The organism is Kribbella turkmenica, from assembly GCF_004348725.1.
GTDB lineage: Bacteria > Actinomycetota > Actinomycetes > Propionibacteriales > Kribbellaceae > Kribbella > Kribbella turkmenica.
In genome coordinates this window covers 1-20,984 of record NZ_SMKR01000136.1, presented here as the reverse complement: position 1 = coordinate 20,984, position 20,984 = coordinate 1, and the positions used below count along the sequence as shown (strand labels likewise).

21 protein-coding genes are annotated in these 20,984 nt (G+C 70.5%); 12 read left to right on the top strand and 9 right to left on the bottom strand.

All coding sequences use genetic code 11. The annotated features are described in order from the left end of the window. Positions 1-1,113: VOC family protein (locus E1218_RS26360; RefSeq protein ID WP_132324728.1), on the bottom strand; the 1,113-nt coding region annotated here is incomplete at its 3' end. An 85-nt stretch (positions 1,114-1,198) separates the two neighbouring features. On the opposite strand from E1218_RS26360, the gene E1218_RS37475 reads away from it, so the two are divergent. From E1218_RS37475 to glnA, 5 genes are all read left to right on the top strand, one after another. Then, complete coding sequence (locus E1218_RS37475; RefSeq protein WP_233712477.1) at positions 1,199-1,684, top strand: DUF418 domain-containing protein; 486 nt, start codon at positions 1,199-1,201, stop codon at positions 1,682-1,684. Next, a complete protein-coding gene (locus E1218_RS37470; protein WP_267900325.1) occupies positions 1,587-2,312 on the top strand; it encodes a DUF418 domain-containing protein in 726 nt (241 codons plus the stop codon). The genes E1218_RS37475 and E1218_RS37470 overlap by 98 nt, the downstream gene beginning before the upstream one ends. A 70-nt stretch (positions 2,313-2,382) precedes the next feature. Beyond that, entirely contained in the window at positions 2,383-2,856 is a 474-nt protein-coding gene (locus tag E1218_RS26350) for a hypothetical protein (protein WP_132324726.1), read from the top strand. Continuing rightward, the gene (locus E1218_RS26345; RefSeq protein ID WP_132324724.1) at positions 2,853-3,812 is read left to right on the top strand and encodes an HTTM domain-containing protein; all 960 of its coding nucleotides are present in this window, start codon (positions 2,853-2,855) and stop codon (positions 3,810-3,812) included. Before E1218_RS26350 ends, E1218_RS26345 begins: the two co-directional genes overlap by 4 nt. A gap of 458 nt (positions 3,813-4,270) precedes the next feature. Next, the gene (glnA, locus tag E1218_RS26335) at positions 4,271-5,611 is read left to right on the top strand and encodes a type I glutamate--ammonia ligase (RefSeq protein ID WP_132324722.1); all 1,341 of its coding nucleotides are present in this window, start codon (positions 4,271-4,273) and stop codon (positions 5,609-5,611) included. Positions 5,612-5,741: 130 nt separating this feature from the next. Here glnA and E1218_RS26330 read toward each other — a convergent pair whose 3' ends face one another. Further along, positions 5,742-6,230, bottom strand: coding sequence for a hypothetical protein (locus E1218_RS26330; RefSeq protein ID WP_132324720.1), 489 nt, complete (start codon positions 6,228-6,230; stop codon positions 5,742-5,744). Positions 6,231-6,365: 135 nt separating this feature from the next. On the opposite strand from E1218_RS26330, the gene E1218_RS26325 reads away from it, so the two are divergent. Both E1218_RS26325 and trmB read left to right on the top strand, forming a co-directional pair. Beyond that, positions 6,366-9,353: a bifunctional [glutamine synthetase] adenylyltransferase/[glutamine synthetase]-adenylyl-L-tyrosine phosphorylase gene (locus E1218_RS26325; RefSeq protein WP_233712476.1), complete on the top strand. Its 2,988-nt coding sequence runs from the start codon at positions 6,366-6,368 to the stop codon at positions 9,351-9,353. Between the two features lie 10 nt (positions 9,354-9,363). Beyond that, on the top strand, positions 9,364-10,074 hold the full coding sequence (gene trmB, locus E1218_RS26320) for a tRNA (guanosine(46)-N7)-methyltransferase TrmB (RefSeq protein WP_132324718.1): 711 nt from the start codon (positions 9,364-9,366) through the stop codon (positions 10,072-10,074). Here trmB and E1218_RS26315 read toward each other — a convergent pair. Then, positions 10,055-12,688, bottom strand: a complete 2,634-nt coding sequence (locus E1218_RS26315) for a family 78 glycoside hydrolase catalytic domain (RefSeq protein ID WP_132324716.1) — start codon at positions 12,686-12,688, stop codon at positions 10,055-10,057. The two genes, trmB and E1218_RS26315, sit on opposite strands and share 20 nt — an antisense overlap. A gap of 164 nt (positions 12,689-12,852) precedes the next feature. Here E1218_RS26315 and E1218_RS38265 point away from each other — a divergent pair, with 164 nt between their 5' ends. The 3 genes from E1218_RS38265 to E1218_RS26305 all read left to right on the top strand — a co-directional run bounded on the left by E1218_RS38265 (position 12,853) and on the right by E1218_RS26305 (position 14,413). Continuing rightward, complete coding sequence (locus tag E1218_RS38265; RefSeq protein WP_407657636.1) at positions 12,853-12,939, top strand: putative leader peptide; 87 nt, start codon at positions 12,853-12,855, stop codon at positions 12,937-12,939. 55 nt (positions 12,940-12,994) lie between these two features. Next, the gene (locus E1218_RS26310) at positions 12,995-13,885 is read left to right on the top strand and encodes a sulfite exporter TauE/SafE family protein (protein WP_132324714.1); all 891 of its coding nucleotides are present in this window, start codon (positions 12,995-12,997) and stop codon (positions 13,883-13,885) included. A 105-nt stretch (positions 13,886-13,990) separates the two neighbouring features. Beyond that, positions 13,991-14,413: a PLD nuclease N-terminal domain-containing protein gene (locus E1218_RS26305; protein ID WP_132324712.1), complete on the top strand. Its 423-nt coding sequence runs from the start codon at positions 13,991-13,993 to the stop codon at positions 14,411-14,413. Between the two features lie 59 nt (positions 14,414-14,472). Here the strand turns inward: E1218_RS26305 and E1218_RS26300 are convergent, their stop codons facing one another. The 5 genes from E1218_RS26300 to E1218_RS26280 form a co-directional block, all read right to left on the bottom strand. Further along, the gene (locus E1218_RS26300) at positions 14,473-14,766 is read right to left on the bottom strand and encodes a WhiB family transcriptional regulator (RefSeq protein WP_131350551.1); all 294 of its coding nucleotides are present in this window, start codon (positions 14,764-14,766) and stop codon (positions 14,473-14,475) included. Positions 14,767-14,967: 201 nt separating this feature from the next. After that, positions 14,968-15,330: a fluoride efflux transporter CrcB gene (crcB, locus tag E1218_RS26295; protein WP_132324711.1), complete on the bottom strand. Its 363-nt coding sequence runs from the start codon at positions 15,328-15,330 to the stop codon at positions 14,968-14,970. Continuing rightward, positions 15,327-15,707, bottom strand: a complete 381-nt coding sequence (locus E1218_RS26290; protein WP_132324710.1) for a fluoride efflux transporter FluC — start codon at positions 15,705-15,707, stop codon at positions 15,327-15,329. Before E1218_RS26290 ends, crcB begins: the two co-directional genes overlap by 4 nt. 21 nt (positions 15,708-15,728) lie before the next feature. Then, positions 15,729-16,283, bottom strand: coding sequence for a histidine phosphatase family protein (locus E1218_RS26285; RefSeq protein ID WP_407657635.1), 555 nt, complete (start codon positions 16,281-16,283; stop codon positions 15,729-15,731). Between the two features lie 3 nt (positions 16,284-16,286). Next, positions 16,287-16,658 carry a hypothetical protein gene (locus tag E1218_RS26280; protein WP_325052861.1) on the bottom strand — a complete coding sequence of 124 codons (372 nt, stop codon included), beginning with the start codon at positions 16,656-16,658 and terminating at the stop codon, positions 16,287-16,289. Between the two features lie 474 nt (positions 16,659-17,132). Between E1218_RS26280 and E1218_RS26275 the strand changes: the two genes are divergently transcribed. Both E1218_RS26275 and E1218_RS26270 read left to right on the top strand, forming a co-directional pair. Further along, positions 17,133-18,209 (top strand): 3-deoxy-7-phosphoheptulonate synthase, encoded by a 1,077-nt coding sequence (locus tag E1218_RS26275; protein ID WP_132324708.1) that lies wholly within the window; start codon positions 17,133-17,135, stop codon positions 18,207-18,209. 54 nt (positions 18,210-18,263) lie between these two features. Beyond that, a complete protein-coding gene (locus tag E1218_RS26270; protein WP_132324707.1) occupies positions 18,264-20,339 on the top strand; it encodes a phosphocholine-specific phospholipase C in 2,076 nt (691 codons plus the stop codon). Here E1218_RS26270 and ybaK read toward each other — a convergent pair. Beyond that, complete coding sequence (ybaK, locus tag E1218_RS26265; RefSeq protein WP_132324706.1) at positions 20,336-20,824, bottom strand: Cys-tRNA(Pro) deacylase; 489 nt, start codon at positions 20,822-20,824, stop codon at positions 20,336-20,338. The genes E1218_RS26270 and ybaK overlap by 4 nt on opposite strands. Positions 20,825-20,984 lie beyond the last annotated feature (160 nt).

Genomic DNA, 20,984 nt, shown 5'->3' with positions numbered 1-20,984 from the left:
GCGGGTGGGGGTCGGCCGGTCGACGATCCTTCCGCCGGCGGTGAGGATCGCGTCGATCCGGGGCTGGGCGTGGTCGTGGGCGACGAAGAGCTCCGGGCGGAGGCGGTTGCGCTGGCGGCGGCGGGCCTCGTCGGTCGCGTCCATCTGCTGGAAGAACAGCACCGGGTTGAGCCGGCGCGGGTCGTTGAGGTCGGTGACGTACGGGCGGTTGTCGGCTTCGTACCCGAGGACGGTCTGCCAGAAGCTCCGCATCGCCGGTACGTCGACGGCGTCCATCCCGAACTGCACGAAGCGCAACCGCGTCGGGTCCGCCGTCAGCCCGAGCTCGTGCGCGGCAGACTGGACCCGGCCGGCCAGGTCGGCGAACCGCTCGTCCTCCCACAGGTCTTTGCCGGTGTCGATGACCACGCCGTCCGGTCGCAGGTCGACCAGCAGCGGAATCCCGGCCGCGTCCGCCAGCCCGGCGACGGTGCTGGCCAAGCTGACCGCCTGCCCGGGGGAGGCTGTCGGGTAGAAGGTCATCCCGCCGAACAGCAGTTGCCAGTCGGTCGCGTCCTGCGCGACGTCGCCCCCGACGATGTCGACCTCGTTGCCGTCCGCATCGGCAACCGTGCTGTAGTAGTCGCCCGCCTGCGCCTCCCGCCCGCCGGCCGTCCTGGCAGTCTCCCGCGCCTGCGCGAGCGTCCACGGACGGACCACGTCGACATGGATCCGGTTGCGCAGCGGTCGCGGCTCGTCCAGCGACCGGATCGAGAACGTCGGATCCCGGCGCAACGGATCCACCAGGGAATCCGCGGCCCGGTCGTAGCCGAGGACGGCGTGCCAGAACGACGCCACCGATGTACGGTCGACGGCCTCGACCCCTAGGTGCAGCTCCTGCAGAGCGGACGGGTCGGCCGTCAGACCGAGCTCCTTCGCCGTGGCCGAGATTCCCGCCACCAGCTCCGGATCCGGAACCCGTACCCGCACCCCGCGATCGCGCAGCTCCATCAACGGGAGACCGCCGGGCGACAGCTCGGCGATCCGTTCGGCCAGCGCCGCGCCCGCCGTCTGGGACTCGGCGTCGAACCAGGCGCTCAGACCGGAACCGAGGACGCGCCACTGGTTGCTCATGCGCCATACAGTAGCGACGAAGCTTCCACCGGTCGCCGACTTCGGACGGATGGCATCGAGTCGAGCGGCCGATTCACTGAGGGGTATGACAGCTCAGGGTGGACCGACCGGACCGACCGAACGGGCGCTGGCACCGGACCTGGCCCGGGGGTTCATGCTGCTGTTCATCACGCTGGCGAACTCGCACCACTTCGTCCACGGAACGACCGTCTTCGGCGGGTTCCCGATGGACGGCTCGGTCGTGGACCGGGTCGTCGGCTTCCTGATCTCGACGCTCGTCGACGGGCGGGCCTTCCCGATGTTCGGCCTGCTCTTCGGGTACGGCGTCGCCCAGATCGTCCGGCGGCAGCGCGAGTCCGGGCAGGAGTGGCGGCCGTCCGCAGGTTGCTGTGGCGACGGAGTCTGGTCCTGGTCGTCCTCGGCTTCCTGCACGCGATGCTGCTGTACATCGGCGACATCCTCGCGGCGATGGCGTGCTCCTCTTCCTCGGCGTCTGGGCGTTGCGCTGGAAGGACCGCCGGCTGCTCCTCGTGGCCGCGGTCGTGCTGGTGATCTCGTCGTTGCCGAGTGACGACTCGCTCTCGACGGCGAGCGACGCCGCGGATCCGTCGATGCTGCCGCAGAACCTGCTCGACCAGTTCGCCGACCGGATCGTCGTCCACCCGTGCATCGCGCTGCTCGGTCCGATCGGGTTCGTGGCGCCGTTCCTGATCGGGCTCTGGGCCGGCCGCCGGCGCGTCCTCGAACGCCCGGCCGAGCACCTCACCCTGCTCCGCACGACGTCGATCGCCGGCATCACGGTCGCGGTCGTCGGCGCGCTGCCCGTGTCGCTGGTGGCCGGCGGGGTGATCGACCGGCCGGACGACCACACGCTGTCGATCGTCGGCCCGCTGCACGACTCGGCCGGCGTCCTCGGCGGATTCGGGTACGCCGCCTCGGTCGTGCTGATCGCGCTGCGTCTCCGGAACCGCCAGGGCCCGCTCATCGTGGCGGTCGCCGCGGCCGGGCAACGTTCGCTGACCTGTTACCTGACGCAATCCGTGGTCTGGGCGGTCGTGTTCACGCCGTACCTGCTGGATCTGTCGCGGACTCTGAGCACGGCCACGAGGCCCTGCTCGCGGTCGCGACCTGGCTGGCAACGGTCGTGCTGGCCGACCGGATGCGGCGCAGGAACCACCGCGGACCGTTCGAGATCCTGATCCGCCGGTTCACCTACCGGTCGCCGAAGGCAGCGCCCGCCCGGTCCGCGGGTGGTGTTGTAATAACGGCGTGACGAGTGGGCAGGAGCCGGCGGGGGACGTCCGGCTGGGACGGGTCGGCAAGGGGCTGCGGATCCTCGTGGCCGTGGCCGGCATCGGGCTCCTGGTCAACGGTTCGGTGCGGGCCACCGACGACGCCTGGCCGTTCGGTCCGATGTCGCAGTACGCGATGTCCGTGCCGGACGACGCGTCGATCACCTACACCCGGATCAGCGCGCAGACCGACGCCGGGACGACGGTCGACGTACCGCTGAACATCGAGGGTGCCGGTGTCGCCCGGGCCGAGATCGAGGCGCGGACCGGGGAGATCGTGAAGGATCCGTCGTTGCTGCAGCAGGTCGCGGACGGATGGGCCGAGAAGCACCCGGACGAGCCGAAGTACGTGAAGCTCGCACTGATCCGCGACACCACCCAACTGGTGAACGGCCGGGTCGCGGGCCCGCCGACGCCAGAGGTGCTCGCCACCTGGGAGGTGCGCCGGTGAGCTCGGTCGACGCGCCGGCCCGACGGTCTCCGGTGAGCCGGGTCGCGGGCTGGTTCACGCCGCACATCGCGCTCGCGCGGGTGGCGTGGTTGCGGACCGTTCTCTACCTGTTCGTCATCCTCGACATGCACGCCTTCGTCCGGGACACCCGGCTCAAGGGTGAGCACTCGGGGCTGTACCAGCCGTTGTTGCTGGCCCGGATCCTCGACCTGCCCCGGCCGTCGGTGGCGATCACGACCACCCTGTACGTCGTCCTGATCGTGACCTGCCTCGTCGGAGCGACGAACTACTTCCCGCGGATCACCGGCTGGATCGTCGCACCGGCGTTCACCTGGTGGGTGCTGATCGGGATGAGCGACGGCAAAGTCGACCACGACCACCTCGCGTTGGTGATCGCGCTCTGGGTGCTGCCGACGGTGAAGTCCGGTCGGCGCGGCCCGGCGGCGTACGGCGACCAGACCAGGTCGGAGGCGGCCGGGTGGGCGGTGCGCTGCGTGCAGATCTGCGTGATCGCGACGTACTTCCTGTCCGCGGTCGCGAAACTGCGAAGCGCCGGCTGGGCACTGACCTGGCCGGGCAGCGCCGTCCTGACCTGGGCGATCGTACGGCGGCCGCACCCGGTCGGAGAGTGGTTGCTGCACCACCCGGGGCTGCTGCACGGGATGCAGTGGGTCGGCATCGTCGCCGAGTTCCTGTCGCCGGTGATCCTGTGGCTCAAAGGCCGGTGGCAGTTGCTCGGGGCGCTGTTCTTCCTCGGGTTCCACGCGGCGAACACGGCGATTCTGCTGATCCACTTCCTGCCGACCGTGGTCTGCTGGCTGGCGTTCGCGCCGCTGGAGCGGCTCGTGCCGTGGCTCCGGCGCCGGCGGACCCGGAAGGCGTCAGACGGCGACGCCGGAGAGGCCGAAGACCAGGCCGAAGAGGGCCGGCAGGCCAAGGAGCAGGCCGGCGCGTAGCCCGGAAGCGGCGGCCGCCCGGTCCGGGGGTCCGGACCACGCGGGACAGCACGGCACCGGCGTACCCGGAGACCAGGGCGGCGAGCAGGATCTGCTTGGTCGGCAGGTCGTCGGACTCGTGGTGGGTCAGGCCGAGCGTCACCAGGCCGGTGCAGCAGAACGCGCACATGCCGAAACCGAGCTCCGGTACCGGCAGCCAGCGCCGGCCGAGCACGTCCCGTTCGGCGGGGCGCCGGCCGCGGACCGACTGGGCGAACCGCGTGGTGCTGATCAGCAGGTCGCCGGCGCACAGGATCGCGGCCACGATCAGCGCGGCCCGAAAGACTGTCTGCACGCAGGACACCGTAGGCCCTGATCGGCGCGATGTCCGCACCAGCACGTAACGTCTGCTTAACAGAGCAGAGGCAGACTGTGTGAGGGCCCTCCGGGCCGATGACGAGCGAGAGGTGGACTGGCCGATGGACAAGCAGCAGGAGTTCGTACTGCGCGCGCTCGAGGAGCGCGACGTACGGTTCGTGCGGCTCTGGTTCACCGACGTGCTCGGGTTCCTCAAGTCGGTGGCGGTCGCCCCGGCCGAGCTGGAGGGCGCCTTCGCCGAGGGGATCGGGTTCGACGGGTCCGCGATCGAGGGGTTCGCCCGGGTGACCGAGGCCGACATGCTGGCCAAGCCCGACCCGTCGACGTTCCAGATCCTGCCCTGGCGGGGCGAGACGATGGGGACCGCGCGGATGTTCTGCGACATCAACATGCCGGACGGGTCCGCGTCGTTCGCCGACCCGCGGTACGTGCTGAAGCGCACGCTGTCGAAGGCGGCCGACCTCGGCTTCACCTTCTACACCCACCCCGAGATCGAGTTCTACCTGTTCAAGTCGCTCACCGGCGAGCCCGGGTCCAAGCTGGAGCCGGTCGACCAGTCCGGGTACTTCGACCACACCCCGCAGGGCATCGGGAACGACTTCCGCCGCGAGGCGATCACCATGCTGGAGTCGATGGGCATCTCGGTCGAGTTCAGCCACCACGAAGGCGGCCCGGGCCAGCAGGAGATCGACCTACGGTACGCCGACGCGCTCACCACCGCGGACAACATCATGACCTTCCGGGTGGTCGTGAAGGAGGTGGCGCTCAGCCAGGGCATCTACGCCTCGTTCATGCCGAAGCCGCTGAGCGACCAGCCCGGCTCCGGGATGCACACGCACATGTCGCTGTTCGAGGGCGACCGGAACGCGTTCTTCGAGGGCGGAGCGCAGTACCAGCTGTCGAAGACCGGGCGCGCGTTCATCGCCGGGCTGCTGCACCACGCCGCCGAGATCACCGCGGTGACGAACCAGTGGGTGAACTCGTACAAGCGGCTCGCCGTCGGTGACGAGGCGCCGTCGTTCATCTCCTGGGGTCACAACAACCGGTCCGCGCTGGTCCGGGTGCCGATGTACAAGCCGCACAAGGGGCAGTCGAGCCGCGTCGAGTTCCGCTCGCTGGACTCGGCGGCCAACCCGTACCTCGCGTTCGCGCTCATGCTCGCGGCCGGGCTCAAGGGGATCGAGGACGGCTATGAACTGCCGCGCGAGGTCGAGGACGACGTCTGGTCGCTGACGTCCCGCGAGCGCACGGCGCTCGGGATCAAGCCGCTGCCGAACAGTCTCGCCGAGGCCATCAGCGCGATGGAGGACAGTGAGCTGGTCGCGGAGACGCTGGGGGAGCACGTGTTCGACTTCTTCCTGCGCAACAAGCGGGCCGAGTGGCAGGACTATCGCCGGCAGGTCACGCCGTTCGAGCTGAACAAGCTGCTGCCGGTTCTTTGACTCGGTTCACGCGGGGTCGATCCCACGCGTGCTGCGCGCACCTGTCGCGCGGGTGACGGCCGGGTCGGCGTCCGTTTGGTAGGTCGGCCGCGGTCGGGTGAATGGTGATGCGGAATGCGACAGGGTGCGCTCAGAGGTTGGCGAGTTGGCCGTCGGAGGAGTGTTTGGAGGCCCAGCGTGAGGCTGCCGTCGAGTGGCGGTACGGGGGCTCGCTCGTTGACCGTGCTGCGGTGAGGTCGGGCAGCGGCGTCTCGGTCGCGGCGGGCAGCACGCGAGAGCCGTCGGAGGCGAGTGCATGCACCTCCTCGACGGTGAGCAGGCCGACCGGCCGGGTGCCTTCGGTGATCACCACGATGCATCCGGGGATCACCTGCTGGGCGCGATGGCCGTAGGCCGGCACGAGAATCCCCTCGGCCGGGGTGCGCCAGGCGCCGGGTGCGAACTCGCGTAACGCGATCCCCGCCTGGCCGTCGTCCGCCGTCCGCGGTGGGAGGTAGGCAGTGGCTGTGTAGTCGTAGTCGTAGTCCGGCTCAGGCGGACCCGACACTCGCCCGCCTTGCTGGGGCGTCAACCAGACCACCGTGCCCCGGACAGCGAGCGACCCCGTCATCATGACCATGAACAGCCATCATGCCGATTACTGAGCGAATCCGCTAGACGACACCGTGTGTTGGCTGCGATCTGCCCGCGATGTGTTCGAGATCTTCCGAGAGGGCGCGCCGCCGGTGCCGTGGGCGGCGGGTAGCCTGCGGAGGTGGCTGAGGTGCGGCGCGGGTCTTGGGAAGGGCGGCTGGTCCGGCTGGGATTCGCGGATCCGCAGCGGGCCGGGACGATGCTGGAGCAGTTGGACCTGCTGGACTCGCACAGTCCGATGGCCACCGAGCAGTTGATCACCGCGCTGTCGGAGTCGGCCGATCCGGACCTCGCGCTGCAGGGTCTCTGCGGCCTGGCCGAAGGACTGCACCGCCACCAGTACGACGTCGCCGCGTTCGCGCGCACGCTCGAGGTGGACGACGACTTCCGCCGCCGGCTCGTGTCCGTGCTCGGCGCGAGTGAGGCGCTCGGCCGGCATCTCGGCGTCCATCCGCGGCACTGGTACGACCTGGCCGACCCGGCGCTGAACGGCGTACGTCCGTCGGCCGACGACGTCCGCGCCAGACTCGCCACCGCCGTGGACGCACCGAATCCGGTCGACGCGCTGCGGGTCGAGTACCGGCGGCTCCTGCTGAGGCTCGCGGCGCGGGATCTCGCCGAAGGCCTGCTGGTCGACGAGGTGGCCGTTGTGCTGGCCGACCTGGCCGGGGGAGCGCTGGAGACCGCGCTGCACATCGCCCGGAACGAGTACTTCGCCGCGCACCTGTCGGCCGCCGACTGCCGGCTCGCGATCATCGCCATGGGCAAGTGTGGTGGCCGGGAGCTCAACTACGTCAGCGATGTCGACGTCCTGTTCGTCGCCGAGCCGCTCGACGGCGACCCGGAAGCACCGGCGCTGAAGACCGCGACCCAGCTCGCCGCCGCCGCGATGCGGATCTGCTCGGCGCACACCGCCGAAGGCACCCTGTGGCCGGTCGACGCCGCGCTCCGGCCTGAAGGCAGGTCGGGCCCACTGGTCCGCACGCTCGAGAGCCACCTGGCGTACTACCAGCGCTGGGCCAAGACCTGGGAGTTCCAGGCCCTGCTGAAGGCCCGACCGGTCGCGGGTGACGCGGAACTCGGCCGGCGGTACGCCGAGAAGACGGCGGAGCTGGTGTGGTCGGCGGCGGACCGGCCGGGGTTCGTCGACGACGTCCAGGCGATGCGGCGGCGTGTGATCGACCACATCCCGGCTGCCGACGTGGATCGCCAGCTCAAGCTCGGCCCGGGGGGTCTGCGGGACGTGGAGTTCGCCGTCCAACTTCTGCAGCTCGTGCACGGCCGCAGTGACGAGGCGGTCCACAGTGGTACGACGCTGGTCGCGCTGGAGTCGCTGACCGCCAACGGGTACGTCGGTCGCAGCGACGGCGCCGTACTCGCCGATGCCTACCGCTTCCTGCGGTCGATGGAGCACCGCATCCAGCTGTACCGGCTGCGCCGTACCCATCAGGTCCCGGAGGAGGAGGCCGACCTCCGCCGGCTCGGGCGATCGCTCGGGTTCACGAAGAATCCGGTCGCCGACCTCACCGCGGCCTGGAAGAAGCACGCACTCGAGGTACGGCGCCTGCACGAGAAACTCTTCTACCGGCCCTTGCTCGCGGCGGTCGCGCGGATCCCGGGCGAGGAGGTGCGGCTGACTCCGGAGGCTGCCAAGCAGCGACTGACCGCCCTCGGGTACGCCGACCCGTCGTCGGCGCTCCGGCACATCGAAGCCCTGTCCGAAGGGGTCTCGCGCCGGTCGTCGATCCAGAAGGCGCTGCTGCCGGCGATGCTCGGCTGGTTCGCCGAGTCACCCGACCCCGATGCCGGGCTGCTCGCGTTCCGGACGATCTCGGACACCCTCGGATCCACCCCGTGGTACCTGCGCCAGCTGCGCGACGAAGGCGCGTCCGCCGAACGCCTCGCCCACCTGCTCGCGAGCGGCCGGTACGCCGTCGACCTGTTGCAGCGGGCCCCGGAGGCGACCGCGATGCTGGCCGACGAACGGGAGCTCGTCCCCCGCACGCTGGTCGGTCTGCTGTCCGAGATGTCCGCGGCGGCGAGCCGGCAGGAGCAGCCCGAGGCGGCGGTGGCCGCGATCCGCGCGGTCCGTCGCCGGGAGCTGTTCCGGGTGGCCGCGGCGGATCTCTCGGGGCTGCTCGACGTCACGACCGTCGGCGAGGCCCTGACCACCATCTCGGTCGGCACGCTGACCACCGCGCTCGAGGTGGCCAGGCGAGCGGTCGCCAAGGGGGAGCCCGAGCCGACCCGGATGTCGATCGTCGCGATGGGCCGCTTCGGCGGTCACGAGCTCGGGTACGGCAGCGACGCGGACGTGATGTTCGTCCACGACCCGGTGTCGGGCGCGGACGAGAAGGCGGCGACCGACTTCGCCACCCAGACCGCGACCGAGCTGCGCCGGCTGCTGGCGTTGCCCGGAGCCGACCCGGCCGTCCAGGTCGACGCGGACCTGCGTCCGGAGGGTCGCCAGGGGCCGCTGGTCCGCACGCTCGCGTCGTACGCGTCCTACTACGCGCGCTGGTCCGCGGTGTGGGAGGCGCAGGCGCTGCTGCGAGCGGACCCGCTCTGCGGGGACGCGGACCTGTGCGACGCGTTCCGTGGTCTGATCGACCCGCTGCGCTACCCGGAGAACGGCGTGAGCGACCGGGACGTGATGGAGATCCGCAGGATCAAGGCACGGGTGGACGCCGAGCGGTTGCCGCGGGGCGCCAACCGCAGTACGCACACCAAGCTGGGCCGGGGCGGCCTGGCCGACATCGAGTGGACCGTGCAGCTGCTGCAGCTGCGCGAGGCCCGCCGGGTCGCCGGTCTGCGGACGACGCGGACGCTCGCCGCACTGGAGGCCGCCGTCCAGGCCGGGCTGGTCGGATCGACGGACGCGGACACGTTGCGCGTGGCATGGGAGATGGCGAGCCGGATCCGGAACGCGATCATGCTGGTGCGCGCCCGCCCGGGCGACTCGCTGCCCAACGATCCCCGCGACCTCGCCGCGGTCGCCCACATCTGCGGCTATCCACCGGGGGAGACGAGCCGGTTCTCCGACGACTACCTCCGCATCACCCGCCGGGCGCACAACACCGTCGCCCACCTGTTCTGGGACGACCAATAGACTCGTGCTGGTGGAAACGGTGGATCAGGTCAGGCAGGCGGGGGTTTTCAGCCACGTCCGGCGCAGTGTCCGGATGACGGTCGGGCAGAAGCGCGTCTGGGAGACGGACTGGCCAGTGCTCGGGCGGAAGCTGGAGGAACTGCCGCCGGGGGACGTCGACCTGGCCGCCTGGTTCGGCCGGGCGGCGCCCACCGTGCTCGAGATCGGATCGGGGATGGGAGACGCGACCGCGCAACTCGCGGTGGCGGCGCCGGAGGTGAACCACCTGGCGGCCGAGGTGTATCCGGCCGGCCTGGGCCAGCTGATGCTCTGGGTGGAGAGGTACGGCCTCGACAACGTCCGGCTGCTGCAGGGCGACGCGCTCGACTTCCTCCGCGACCACGTCGCGCCCGGAACGCTGGCCGGCGTACGGATCTACTTCCCGGACCCGTGGCCGAAGAAGCGGCACCACAAACGGCGGCTCGTCACGCCGCCGTTCGCCGCCCTCGTGGCGTCCCGGCTGCGGTCCGGCGGAACGTTGCATCTGGCAACCGACTGGGCCGACTACGCGGACCGGATGCTCGAGGTCTGCGAGGCCGAGCCGCTGTTGCGCAACCAGTACGACGGCTGGGCCCCGCGACCCGGGTGGCGTCCGGTGACGAAGTTCGAGGCGCGCGCCCGGGCCGAGGGCCGGGTGTGCCGCGACCTCCTCTACACGAAGGTCACGCCGACCGGCTCGTGAAGTTCCACAGGCCGGCCGGCACCGTGTAGACGGTGTAGCCGTCCACGTACGCCGCCTCACCCGCGAACGGAGCCGGTACGGCGCTGACGTCCGCGGCGGCGGCTGACGGCACGTGCACCTCGGCCGTCGTACCGACCGGGACCTCGACGTCCAGTGACAGCACCCGGCTGACCCGCTTCCAGGTCACCGCGACCCGGCCACGGACGGTGTCGGTGCGGATCGAGGCGGAGCTCACCTGGTCGCGCGCGTCCGGGCGGACCAGGATCCGCTGCCAGCCCGCGTCGAGGTTGCGCAACCCGGCGACGTTCTCGTACACCCACTGCACGACGGTGCCCTGGAAGTAGTGGTTGCGCGAGCGGGAGTCCTCCTCCCACTTCTCCCACATCGTGTCCGCGCCGAGGCCGAACCAGTACAGCCAACTCGGGTACGACCGCTGCAGCGCGACCTTCGTCGCCACGTCGGCGTACCCGTGAGCGGTCAGCACCGGCAGCAGGACGCCGACGCCGAGGCAACCGGTGTTGAGGTGGAAGCCGCGCGCCCGCACGTCCGCGGCCAGATTCGCGGCCACGCGCGGGACCAGTCCCTCCGGAACCATCCCGAACGCCAGTGGTACGGCGTTGGACGTCTGCCGGTAGTCCGGGTCGTCACCCGACCTGTAGACCCCGGACTCGCGATCCAGGAACGCTCGGTTGAGGCCGTCGGACAGATCGGCCGCGGCCTTCCGGTAGTCGTGCGGCTTGCCGATCAGGTCGCCGATCTCGGCGGCCGCGATCAGCGCCCGGTAGAGGTACGCCGTACCGGTGAGCCGCCGGTCCTCCGGCGCCGGGCCGCTGCCGTAGCCCGGTGGGAGCCAGTCGCCCAGCACACTGACGGACAGGCCTTCCTCGACCCGGTCGAGCTCCCAGGTCAGGTAGCGGGTGAGCGATTCCCAGTGCTCGTGCAGCAACCGCTCGTCGTCGTACGCGCGGTGCATCTCCCGCAGCAGGAACGGGTAGACCGTCGGCCACTCGGTCGCGGGGGACAGGTCGGTGAATCCCCAGCCGCTGGACGGCACGATCACCGGCAACTGCCCCGACTCGGCCTGGCTGTCCCGGATGTCGCCGAGCCACTTGGTGAAGAACCGGGCCAGGTCGAGCGTCGCCAGCATCGTCGGCCCGCCGACCTGCGCGTCGCCGGTCCACCCGTTCTTCTCCATGAACGGGGTGTCGGTCGGGATGCCGTGCAGGTTGTTCAGGATGGTCCGGCGCATCGCTCGATCGAACTGCTCGTACGACGACTGCGTCGAGGCGAACCGGGTCACATTGCGGACGTCGGAGTGCGCCACCCGCAACTGCACGTGCGGCCGCTGCGTGGTGCCTTCGACCTGGACGTAGCGGAATCCCTTGTAGGAGAAACGTGGCTCCCACTCCTCGGCGCCGGTGCCCGCGGCAATGTACACGTCGCGCTGGATCCGGTCGCCCTCGACGTGCACGTTCTCGGCAACTACGTTGCCATCAGCAACCGTCTCGCCGTGGGTCAGGCTGATCGCGGTGCCGGCGTCGGCGGTCACGGTCAGCGTGGTCCACCCGGCCGCCGTCCGGCCGAAGTCGACGATCCACACCCCGGGCCGGACCCGCGTGACCTCGGTGGGCTCGACTGTCTCGACGACGCGGATCGGCTCGTGGGCCTGGGCCTGCAGCGAGCCTCTCGGCCCGTCGACGACGGATGCGGCCGCCCACACGGAGTCGTCGAAGGCGGCCGTGTCCCATCCGGGGAGCGCGCGGCGAGCGTCGTACGTCTCGCCGGTGTACAGATCGTTCGAGACGGTCGGGCCGCCGGTGAGCTGCCAGGTCTCGTCGGAGACGACCTCGGCCGTCCGGCCGTCGTCGTACTCGATCACCAGGCGGGCCAGGAGGCGGGGCTCGGCGGTCCAGGGTGCTTGGTGCCAACGCCACGCGTTGGGAGTCGTCAGTCCGAAGAACCCCCGACCGAGCTCGGCGCCGACGACGTTGTCGCCCGACTGCAGGAGGTCGGTGACGTCGTGCGTGACGTAGAGGACGGTGTGGTCGTAGTCGGTGAAGCCAGGATCGAGTACGGCGTCGCCTACCCGGTGACCGTTGAGCCGCAGCTCGGCGTACCCGAGGCCGCAGGCGTACAGCCGGGCCTGCTTGACGGCCCCGCCGACGGCGAACAACCGGCGGAGCAGCGGAGCGCCGTCGGTCGCGCCGCCGATCCAGCGCGCGCCGGCGAAGCCCTCGTCGAGAAGTGCGGTCTCGAACCACTCGGGAGCCACCCACGGGCCTACGAGGTCCTGGCCGTCCCAGAGCCGGACGGTCCAGTGGTACCGCGTCCGGGCGGTCAGCGGTGGACCGTCGTACTCGACGCCGACGGTCCGGGACGAGGTGACCTTGCCCGAGTCCCAGACGTCGGCGCTCTCCGGGGTCAGCAGCTCCGGCGCCGAAGCGATCAGGATCTGGTACGCCGTCTGGGTAGCGCCGTACCCCGGAGCAGTGGCGACCCATCCGAACCGCGGCCGCCGGACATCGGTGCCCAGTGGGCGCTCGGCGTACTCGGTTCGCAGCGTTCCGGCGTCCAGCGGGCCACCAGGCGTCCAACCGTCCGGCAGTGCGTGCATCAAGCGGCTCCTCAGGCTCGTCGGCGCCCCGAGGACCGTAGGCAGGCGGGTGCCGCGCTTTCAACCGTCTGACCACAACCGGCCGCTCGTCTCACGAAGCAATTAGTTGTCTCGGATCGTGAAACCTGAGCATCTTGCTCGACTTTGTCCGCTTTCATGGACGCATGCAGGCCACGACGAACGCACCCGGAGACGCCCTGACGCGTCGCCGGCACGTCGACCTGCTGCGGGTGAATTCCGCCTGCTGTTGACCTTCGGCGCAGTACTTCGGTCCGTCCACCAGTCCTCGCCCGAAGGAACACTCCTGTGCGTCGTCTTGTCCTTATCGCCCTGCTCGGATCCGTGGCCCAACTCGTCGACGGCACTCTCGGCATGGCCTACGGTGTCACCGCCACCACGGCCCTGCTGATCACCGGCATCACACCCGCCGTCGCCTCCGCCTCCGTCCACCTCGCCGAGGTGGGCACCACGCTCGCCTCCGGCCTGTCCCACTGGCGGTTCGGGAACGTCGACTGGCGCGTGGTCGCGCTGATCGGCGTGCCCGGCGGCGTCGGTGCGTTCGCCGGCGCGACCTTCCTGTCCGGTCTCTCGACCGAGTCGGCCTCGTTGTGGGTCGCCGCCCTGCTGCTCCTGATCGGTATCTACATCCTCGTGCGCTTCGCCACCGGCAAGGTGCGGGCCGTGCTGGAGGGCCGGCCGGCCGGCAAGTTCCTCGGTCCGCTCGGCCTGGTGGCCGGCTTCGTCGACGCGACCGGCGGTGGCGGCTGGGGACCGGTCGCGACCTCGACGCTGCTCAGCAGCGGAAAGCTGGAGCCGCGGCGCACGGTCGGTTCGGTGAGCGCGGCCGAGTTCATCGTCTCGGTCGCCGCCAGCATCGGCTTCCTGCTCGGGCTCGGCAAGGAGAACCTGCCGCTCGGCATCGTCGCGGCGCTGCTCGTCGGCGGCGTCCTCGCCGCACCGCTGGCCGCCTGGCTGGTGTCCCGGCTGGCGACCCGCTGGCTCGGAGTCAGCGTGGGCCTCGTGCTGATCCTGACCAACGCCCGCACGCTGCTGAAGGGACTCGGCGTCGCCGACGGCCCGCGCCTGCTGGTGTACGGCGCCCTGATCGCCGGCTGGGCCGCGGTCGTCGGCTACAGCCTGCGCACCACCGGTCGCCGCGCCGACGACGAGGCCAGGCGCGAGCTCGAGACCGTCTGATCCGGCGCCCGGACACGGTCCGGCAGTGGCCGGCCCGGGTTACGGGTTGGCCACTGGCACGCCCGGAGCCGCGGTGCGTTCGGAGTCGCGCCGTACTGTTGGAGCGTGGTCCGATTCCTGCCGTTCCTGATCAGCCTGGCGCTCAGCGTGTACGCGCTGTTCTCCTGCATCCAAACGCCCGACGAGGACGTGCCGCACCTGCCCAAGCTGGTGTGGATCCTCCTGATCGTGTTCGTCCCGTTCGTCGGGCCGATCGTCTGGTTGCTGATGCTGCGCACGCAGCCCGGCCGCCGGGACCGCGCGGTCAGGCCGCCGAAGCCGAGCAGCCCCCCGGTCGCACCGGACGACGATCCGGACTTCCTCAAGTCGCTGGACCGCTACCGCGACCCGCGGACGACGGTGAAGCCACCGCAGGATCCGGCCCAGCCGCCGAAGGATCCCCAGCCGGAGTCCTCCCAGGACGACGAGCCCGAGCCGAAGCCCCAGGACGAGAACACGTCGTCGGAGTCCGACGACGGCAAGACCTGAGCTGGGTCGCGCAGGTTCTACCGTTCGGTCTGTTTCTCAGTGATGCGGTGGCAGCTCCGTCATGCCGACTTGCGGTGCTCAGGGAGGAGGGTGTTGTCGCGCTCGGACTCCGTGGTGCCGCCCCAGACGCCGTACGGCTCACCGACCGAGAGAGCGTGCTGACGGCACTCGGGCTGGACCGGGCAGGTTCCGCAGAGCGACTTCGCCACCATCTCGCGGGCCCTTTTGCGGACGCCACGCTCCGATTCGGGCGAGAAGAACAACTCCGGGTTGACGTCGCGGCACGCGGCTTGCGACTGCCAGTCCCACAGATCCATGAGCGGGCGGGGCAGGCGAGGCATCCCTCTCGACATGGCAACCTCCTTGACTCACCGTGAGCGCGGACGGGCGCTCGGTGAAAACTATGCTCAACTCACAGCGAGTTCAACCCTTGTTGTCTCGAAGTTCGGTCCATTTGTTATCGGCAGGTGGCGTCGCGGGCGGCGATCGGGCCCGGTTCACGCGGTGGCTGTGTTCACGTCATCACCCCATGTGACATGAGTCACTCGGCCGCTTCAGACGAGAAGGACACCCAGGACGGCGGCGGCCAGACCGGCGCCGAGGTTCAGAACGACGTTGAGCAACGCCTTGCCGCGATGCCCCGAACCGGCCAGCGCGGTCGTCTCCGCGGCGAACGTGCTGTACGTCGTGAACGCACCGCAGAACCCGACTCCGACGAGCAGCGTCGTGGTCCGGTCGTCCACGCCGGCGAGCAGTCCGAGGACGAAGCTGCCCACGATGTTGACGGCGAAGGTTCCCCAGGGCAACGGAACCGTTGCCTCGCTCCGCAGCAGCCACCGGCCGACCATGTGCTTGTCCACCAGGAAGCGCAGTGGAGCGCCGACGGCCGCACCGAGGGCGACCAGCAGGACGTTCATCGCTGCCGCCCGGCCCGCTCGCCGAGGGTTGCCGCCAGCAACGCCGCCGTCACCGTGCCGAAGAAGTAGACCAGGGCAACGACCACGTGCTCGTGCAGCAACTTCCCGGAGTCCACGGCGAAGGTCGAGAAGGTGGTGAACCCGCCGAGGATCCCGGTGCCGAGGAACGGCCGCAGCAGCGGATGCGACCGGGGCGTCAGCCGTGCGAGCAGGACGCCGATCGCGAAACAGCCGAGGACGTTCGTCGCGAACGTCGCCCAGGGGAACTCGGCCGGCCCGTGTGGAAACGCTTCAGCGAGCCCGTAGCGGCCCAGTGAGCCGACGATCCCGCCGAGTGCCACCACGCCGAGGATGCGAGGCAGTCCGGGCTGTGCCATCGCCGCGTTCGCTCCGCTCGCTCATCCGTTCTCCGCCGGATCGTAACGGTAGTACTCGTGGGCACCGTGCGCGGTGCCGGTCTCGCCGGTCAGCGCCCGGATCACCATCAGGTGGGTGACCGCCAGCACCGGCCCGTCCGTACTCGCAGTGTGCCGGGCGAGCGCGGCCCGGGCCCGCTCACGAACCCGGGACAGCGGCTCCCAGAGGCGTTGGACGCCCTCGGGCCACTCCCCGTCGTACGCCTCGAACTCGGCCTGGGCAGCCCGTACGTCGGCCAGGCTGCGCCACGACCCGGTGTGGTCCGGCAGCCAGTCCCGCAGGTCGTAGTCGACCCGTACGCCGAGAGCCAGCCGGTGACCGATGATCGCCGCGCTGTGGAGCGCCCGGGTGAACGGTGAGCTGACCAGGTACGTCGCTCCGATGCCGCTGAGCAGGTCCGCGAGCTCCTCGGCCTGTTTGGCACCGACCGCGGTGAGCGGGGCGGAGTCGGCCGCCGGCCCGGGCAGGGCGCGGGTGTCGACGGGCTCGTAGTCCGGCTGCCCGTGCCGGACCAGGTAGATCTGTGTCACGGCCATGGTCTACCTGAGATGCCGAGCCCCCGCCCATCCGCGGGCGTGGCCGGCCGGCAACGGGTCGGCGACGTCGGTCGCCTGACCGGGGCGGTGGGTGGGAGGATGGGACTGATCTGCCCGCACCTGGTGCAGCTCGTCGAAGAGGCTGGACGGGGGCGGCTGCTGCTCGATCCAGCGCACCTCGGTCGCGCCCTGGTGACCGTGCACGGCGAGCACGGAGTGGATGTCCGGCCAGACCGCGGTCGCGGGGTTGCTCCCACACCACCGCAACGCCACCGACCCGTCGCTGAACTCGCACCCCTCAGCCACCACGCCGGTCCCGGAAACCCCGCTCGGATCCCGGTAACGAACCAACTCGAAGGTCCGCGGCCTCACCACCGTGCTGCACTCCTCGTCGTCTCGACCGGTCTTGCAGCCCTCAACGAGGCCACACCACCCGCGGTTACTGACGACCCGTCGGCCGCCGCATGACGATCCGTTCAGCCGGATCGAGTCCGATGGCCGCCTCCTCGGCCTGGATCTCCACAGCGTGGGCAGGCCCGAGCGGCGGCCGGAGCGGGAGCTGGTCGGGCGGGCAGCGCGGATGTTCACGAGATGAGACAAGCCTGTCCGGGTGCTGGAGGTGAGTGAGATTCCGTGAGGGTGCTATCGTCGTACTCGTGAAGCGCAGCTATTGGCGATTTTTTGAGTGGCCGGCCCTGGTGCCGGGTGACTCAGCCGCCTGCTGACGCCCAACCGAAGACACCAGAGCCGGCCCGAAGGCAAGGACACGCGTCCTTGCCTTCTCTCGTTCCCGCCGGCGCTGCTCGGGTCCTCCCTGGTGCTGCCGGCCAGACAGAAGGATCCCAGCAGATGAACACCCTCCCGCAGCAGGCGAGTCAGTCCGTCGTCGACCGACGGATCGAGAAGACCGTCCCGCTGATCACGCCGCTCGCACTGCACGACGAGCTGCCGCTGAGCGGCGCGCTGGCCCGCTCCGTGGTGGACGGTCGCCAGGCCGTCGCCGACGTACTCAACGGCGTGGACGACCGCCTGCTGGTCGTCGTCGGTCCGTGCTCGGTGCACGACGCCAGGGCGGCGCTCGAGTACGCCGAGCGCCTCCGGCCGGTTGCCGAGCGACTCTCCGACGGTCTGCTCGTGGTCATGCGGGTGTATTTCGAGAAGCCGCGCTCGACCCTCGGCTGGAAGGGCCTGATCAACGACCCGGGCCTGGACGGCTCCGGCGACGTGAACCGCGGTCTGCGGACGGCCCGGCAGCTCCTCCTGCAGGTCCTCGAGCTCGGGCTCCCGGTCGGCTGCGAGTTCCTCGACCCGATCACGCCGCAGTACATCGCCGACACGGTGTGCTGGGGCGCGATCGGCGCCCGGACGGTCGAGAGCCAGGTGCACCGGCAACTGTCGTCCGGCCTGTCGATGCCGATCGGGATGAAGAACCGCCCCGACGGCAGCATCGCTACGGCGGTCGACGCGATCAAGGCCGCCTCCGTGCCGCACGTGTTCACCGGTATCGACCACGACGGCGCACCCGCGATCCTGCACACCCGCGGCAACCCGGACTGTCACCTGGTCCTGCGCGGGTCCGACAGCGGACCGAACTACGACGCGGACTCCGTCGCCGGCGCGCTGGAACTGCTGCGCAAGGCCGGCCTGCAGGAGCGTGCGGTCGTGGACGCGAGCCACGGCAACAGCCGCAAGGACCACCGCCGTCAGCCCGTGGTCGCGGCGGAGATCGGCCGTCAGGTGGCGGCCGGCAACCGCGCGATCGTCGGAGTGATGCTGGAGTCGTTCCTGCAGGAGGGCCGCCAGGACCTCGACCCGACCCGCGAGCTCACCTACGGGCAGTCGATCACCGACGCCTGCATGGGCTGGGAGACGACGGAGTCGGTGCTGGGGAACCTGCGGGACGCGGCCGTCGCCCGCCGCGGATGAGCTGTTCACCCCGTGGCCGCGCGGTAGCTACGGGATGGGCCTAGGGTCCCGGGCATGACTGAAATTTCTCGGCGACTGGTGCTGGGTTCGGCGGCAGGGGGAGTGGCGGCATCGCTGCTTCCCCCGTCGCTGCACACGGCGATGGCGCAACCGGTGAGGCGTGGTGGTCTGCGCGCGGTCGAGCACGTGATCGTGCTGATGCAGGAGAACCGCTCGTTCGACCACTACTACGGGACGCTCCGCGGCGTGCGCGGGTTCGGAGACCGGCAGCCGTTGCGGCTGCGGAACGGCCGGAGCGTGTTCCACCAGCCCAGGGCCGGGGGTGGCGAGGTACTGCCGTTCTCGATCCGCAAGGCGGCCGCGGACGCCGGCCGGGACGCGGACGACATCCAGTACCTCGGTGATTTGCCGCACGGGTTCAAGGACGCCACCCAAGCCTGGGGCAACGGCTGGAACGACGACTGGGTCCAGGCCAAGACGGCCGCCACCATGACCCACTACGACCGCCGCGACATCCCGCTGCAGTACGAGCTGGCCGAGACCTTCACGATCTGCGACGCCTACCACTGCTCCGTCAACGGCTCCACCAACCCGAACCGCAACTACCTCTGGTCCGGGACGACCGGCTACGAGCCCGGTACGACGCAGCGCGCGGTGACGAACGCGGCGTACTCGTACGACCACCAGGGCTACGACTGGACGTCGTACCCGGAACGGCTCGAGCGGGCCGGGGTCTCGTGGCAGATCTACCAGGAGTGGGACAACTTCACCGACAACGCGGTCGAGTACTTCAAGACCTTCAAGGAGCTCGGGCGCCGGATCCTGGCGTCGGTCCCCGGTGGCTACCGCACCACCGAGGAGTTCTACGACAAGCTGTTCGCGAAGACGCCGGCCGAGCGGGCCGAGGCGCTGCAGCAGTTGCGGGCGGCGGTCGACAAACAGCCGGCGAAGGACCGGAAGCTGTTCCACCAGGCGATGTACCGGTCCGAGCCCGAGTCACTGATCCCGCGGCTGCGTGCCGACATCAAGGCCGGGAAGCTCCCGCAGGTCAGTTGGCTGGTGCCGTCCGCGGTCGACTCCGAGCACCCGGGCGCGTCCACCCCGGTGGGCAGCGCGAACCTCGTCTACGACCTGCTCGACGCGATCGCCTCGGATCCGGAGACCTGGTCGAAGACCGTCCTGCTGATCAACTTCGACGAGAACGACGGCTACTTCGACCACGTCCCGCCGCCCGTCGCGCCGTGCCCGGCCACCGGCGAGGGCGACGACTGGTACGCCGGCCAGCCGATCGGCCTCGGCCCGCGGGTGCCGATGACCGTGGTCTCGCCGTGGTCGGTCGGCGGACACGTGAACTCGCAGGTGTTCGACCACACCTCGGTGATCCGGTTCCTCGAACGCTGGACCGGCGTTCGTGAGCCCAACATCAGCAGTTGGCGGCGGACCGCCTGCGGCGACCTGACCTCGGCGTTCGACTTCGACCGCGGCTACCGGCAGCCGTCGGTGGACGCACCCGGTCCGGTGCCCGCCCCGATCGCCCGCTGGAAGCCCGAGCCGCCGGCCGACCAGGCCGTGCCGCGGCAGGAGCCGGGCCACCGCCCGGCCCGTGCACTTCCTTACCAGCCGTCGGTTTCCGGTTTCGTTGCTGATGGCAAGCTGAAGCTGGCCCTCGGCAACAAGGGTGCGGAGGCCGTGCACTTCGCGATCTACTCGTACGGCGGTGAGCTGCCGGCGCCCGCGCATGTCGACGTACGGCGGGAGCTCCTGGAGGAGATCGCGGTCGACGGGCCGTACGAGGTCGCCGTCCAGGGACCGAACCGGTTCTGGGCCGAGCTGGCCGGAACCGCGGACGGCGTGGCCGCCGGCCTGGACGTTCGTGCTCGCCGGGACGGGAACTCGCTCGGGCTCGTACTGGTGAACACGTCGCGCAGGCCCCTGACGCTGAAGGTGAGGTCCCGCGGCTACGGCAGCAAGACCGTGACGGTGGAGCTCCGCGGCAAGCAGACCCGAGAGCTGGACTGGCCCACCGAGCACGGCTGGTACGACGTCGAGGTCACGACCGCCGAGGACGCGTCGTACCGTCGCCGGCTGACCGGCCACCTGGAGGCCGGCAGGCCGAGCATCACCGGCTAACGGGCGATGGCTGCCGTGCGGGCCTTGGTGACGGTGACCAGGTCCGCCGGCGCCAGCCCGAGGTCGAGGCCGCGCCGGCCGCCGGAGACGTAGACGGTGTCGTGGGCGGTGGCGGTTTCGTCGACGACGGTCGGGAGCGCGCGCTTCTGACCGATCGGGCTGATGCCGCCGACCACGTACCCGGTCGTCCGTTCGGCGGCGGCCGGGTCGGCCATCACCGCCTTCTTCCCGCCGGCCGCGGCCGCGATCGCCTTCAGGTCGAGCTGCTTGTCCACCGGGACGACGCCGACAGTGAGCCTGCCGTCGACCTCGACGAGCAGGGTCTTGAACACCTGCTCCGGCGCGAGTCCCAGCGCCTCGGCCGCCTCGAGCCCGTACGACCTGGCGCCCGGGTCGTGGTCGTAGGTGTGGGTGGTGAACTCGACCTTCGCCTTCGTCAGCGCCACCGTCGCCGGCGTCCCCTGACTCTGCCTGCTCTTAGCCACCCGCCGAGCTTAGTCGGGCCGGTGCCAGGCGGACGCAGCAGTTGCCGGGGGTCGTCGCGCAGGCCCCTGACGCTGAAGGTGAGGTCCCGCGGCTACGGCAGCAAGACCGTGACGGTGGAGCTCCGCGGCAAGCAGACCCGAGAGCTGGACTGGCCCACCG

Bases quoted from the DNA above. Each gene is read 5' to 3' on its own strand.
- E1218_RS26275 (WP_132324708.1), top strand. From the start codon at position 17,133: ATGAACACCCTCCCGCAGCAGGCGAGTCAGTCCGTCGTCGACCGACGG.
- E1218_RS26270 (WP_132324707.1), top strand. From the start codon at position 18,264: ATGACTGAAATTTCTCGGCGACTGGTGCTGGGTTCGGCGGCAGGGGGA.
- E1218_RS38265 (WP_407657636.1), top strand. From the start codon at position 12,853: ATGCAGGCCACGACGAACGCACCCGGAGACGCCCTGACGCGTCGCCGG.
- E1218_RS26330 (WP_132324720.1), bottom strand. From the start codon at position 6,230: ATGGTCATGATGACGGGGTCGCTCGCTGTCCGGGGCACGGTGGTCTGG.
- E1218_RS26290 (WP_132324710.1), bottom strand. From the start codon at position 15,707: ATGGCACAGCCCGGACTGCCTCGCATCCTCGGCGTGGTGGCACTCGGC.
- E1218_RS26300 (WP_131350551.1), bottom strand. From the start codon at position 14,766: ATGTCGAGAGGGATGCCTCGCCTGCCCCGCCCGCTCATGGATCTGTGG.
- glnA (WP_132324722.1), top strand. From the start codon at position 4,271: ATGGACAAGCAGCAGGAGTTCGTACTGCGCGCGCTCGAGGAGCGCGAC.
- E1218_RS26315 (WP_132324716.1), bottom strand. From the start codon at position 12,688: ATGCACGCACTGCCGGACGGTTGGACGCCTGGTGGCCCGCTGGACGCC.
- E1218_RS37475 (WP_233712477.1), top strand. From the start codon at position 1,199: ATGACAGCTCAGGGTGGACCGACCGGACCGACCGAACGGGCGCTGGCA.
- E1218_RS26285 (WP_407657635.1), bottom strand. From the start codon at position 16,283: ATGGCCGTGACACAGATCTACCTGGTCCGGCACGGGCAGCCGGACTAC.
- crcB (WP_132324711.1), bottom strand. From the start codon at position 15,330: ATGAACGTCCTGCTGGTCGCCCTCGGTGCGGCCGTCGGCGCTCCACTG.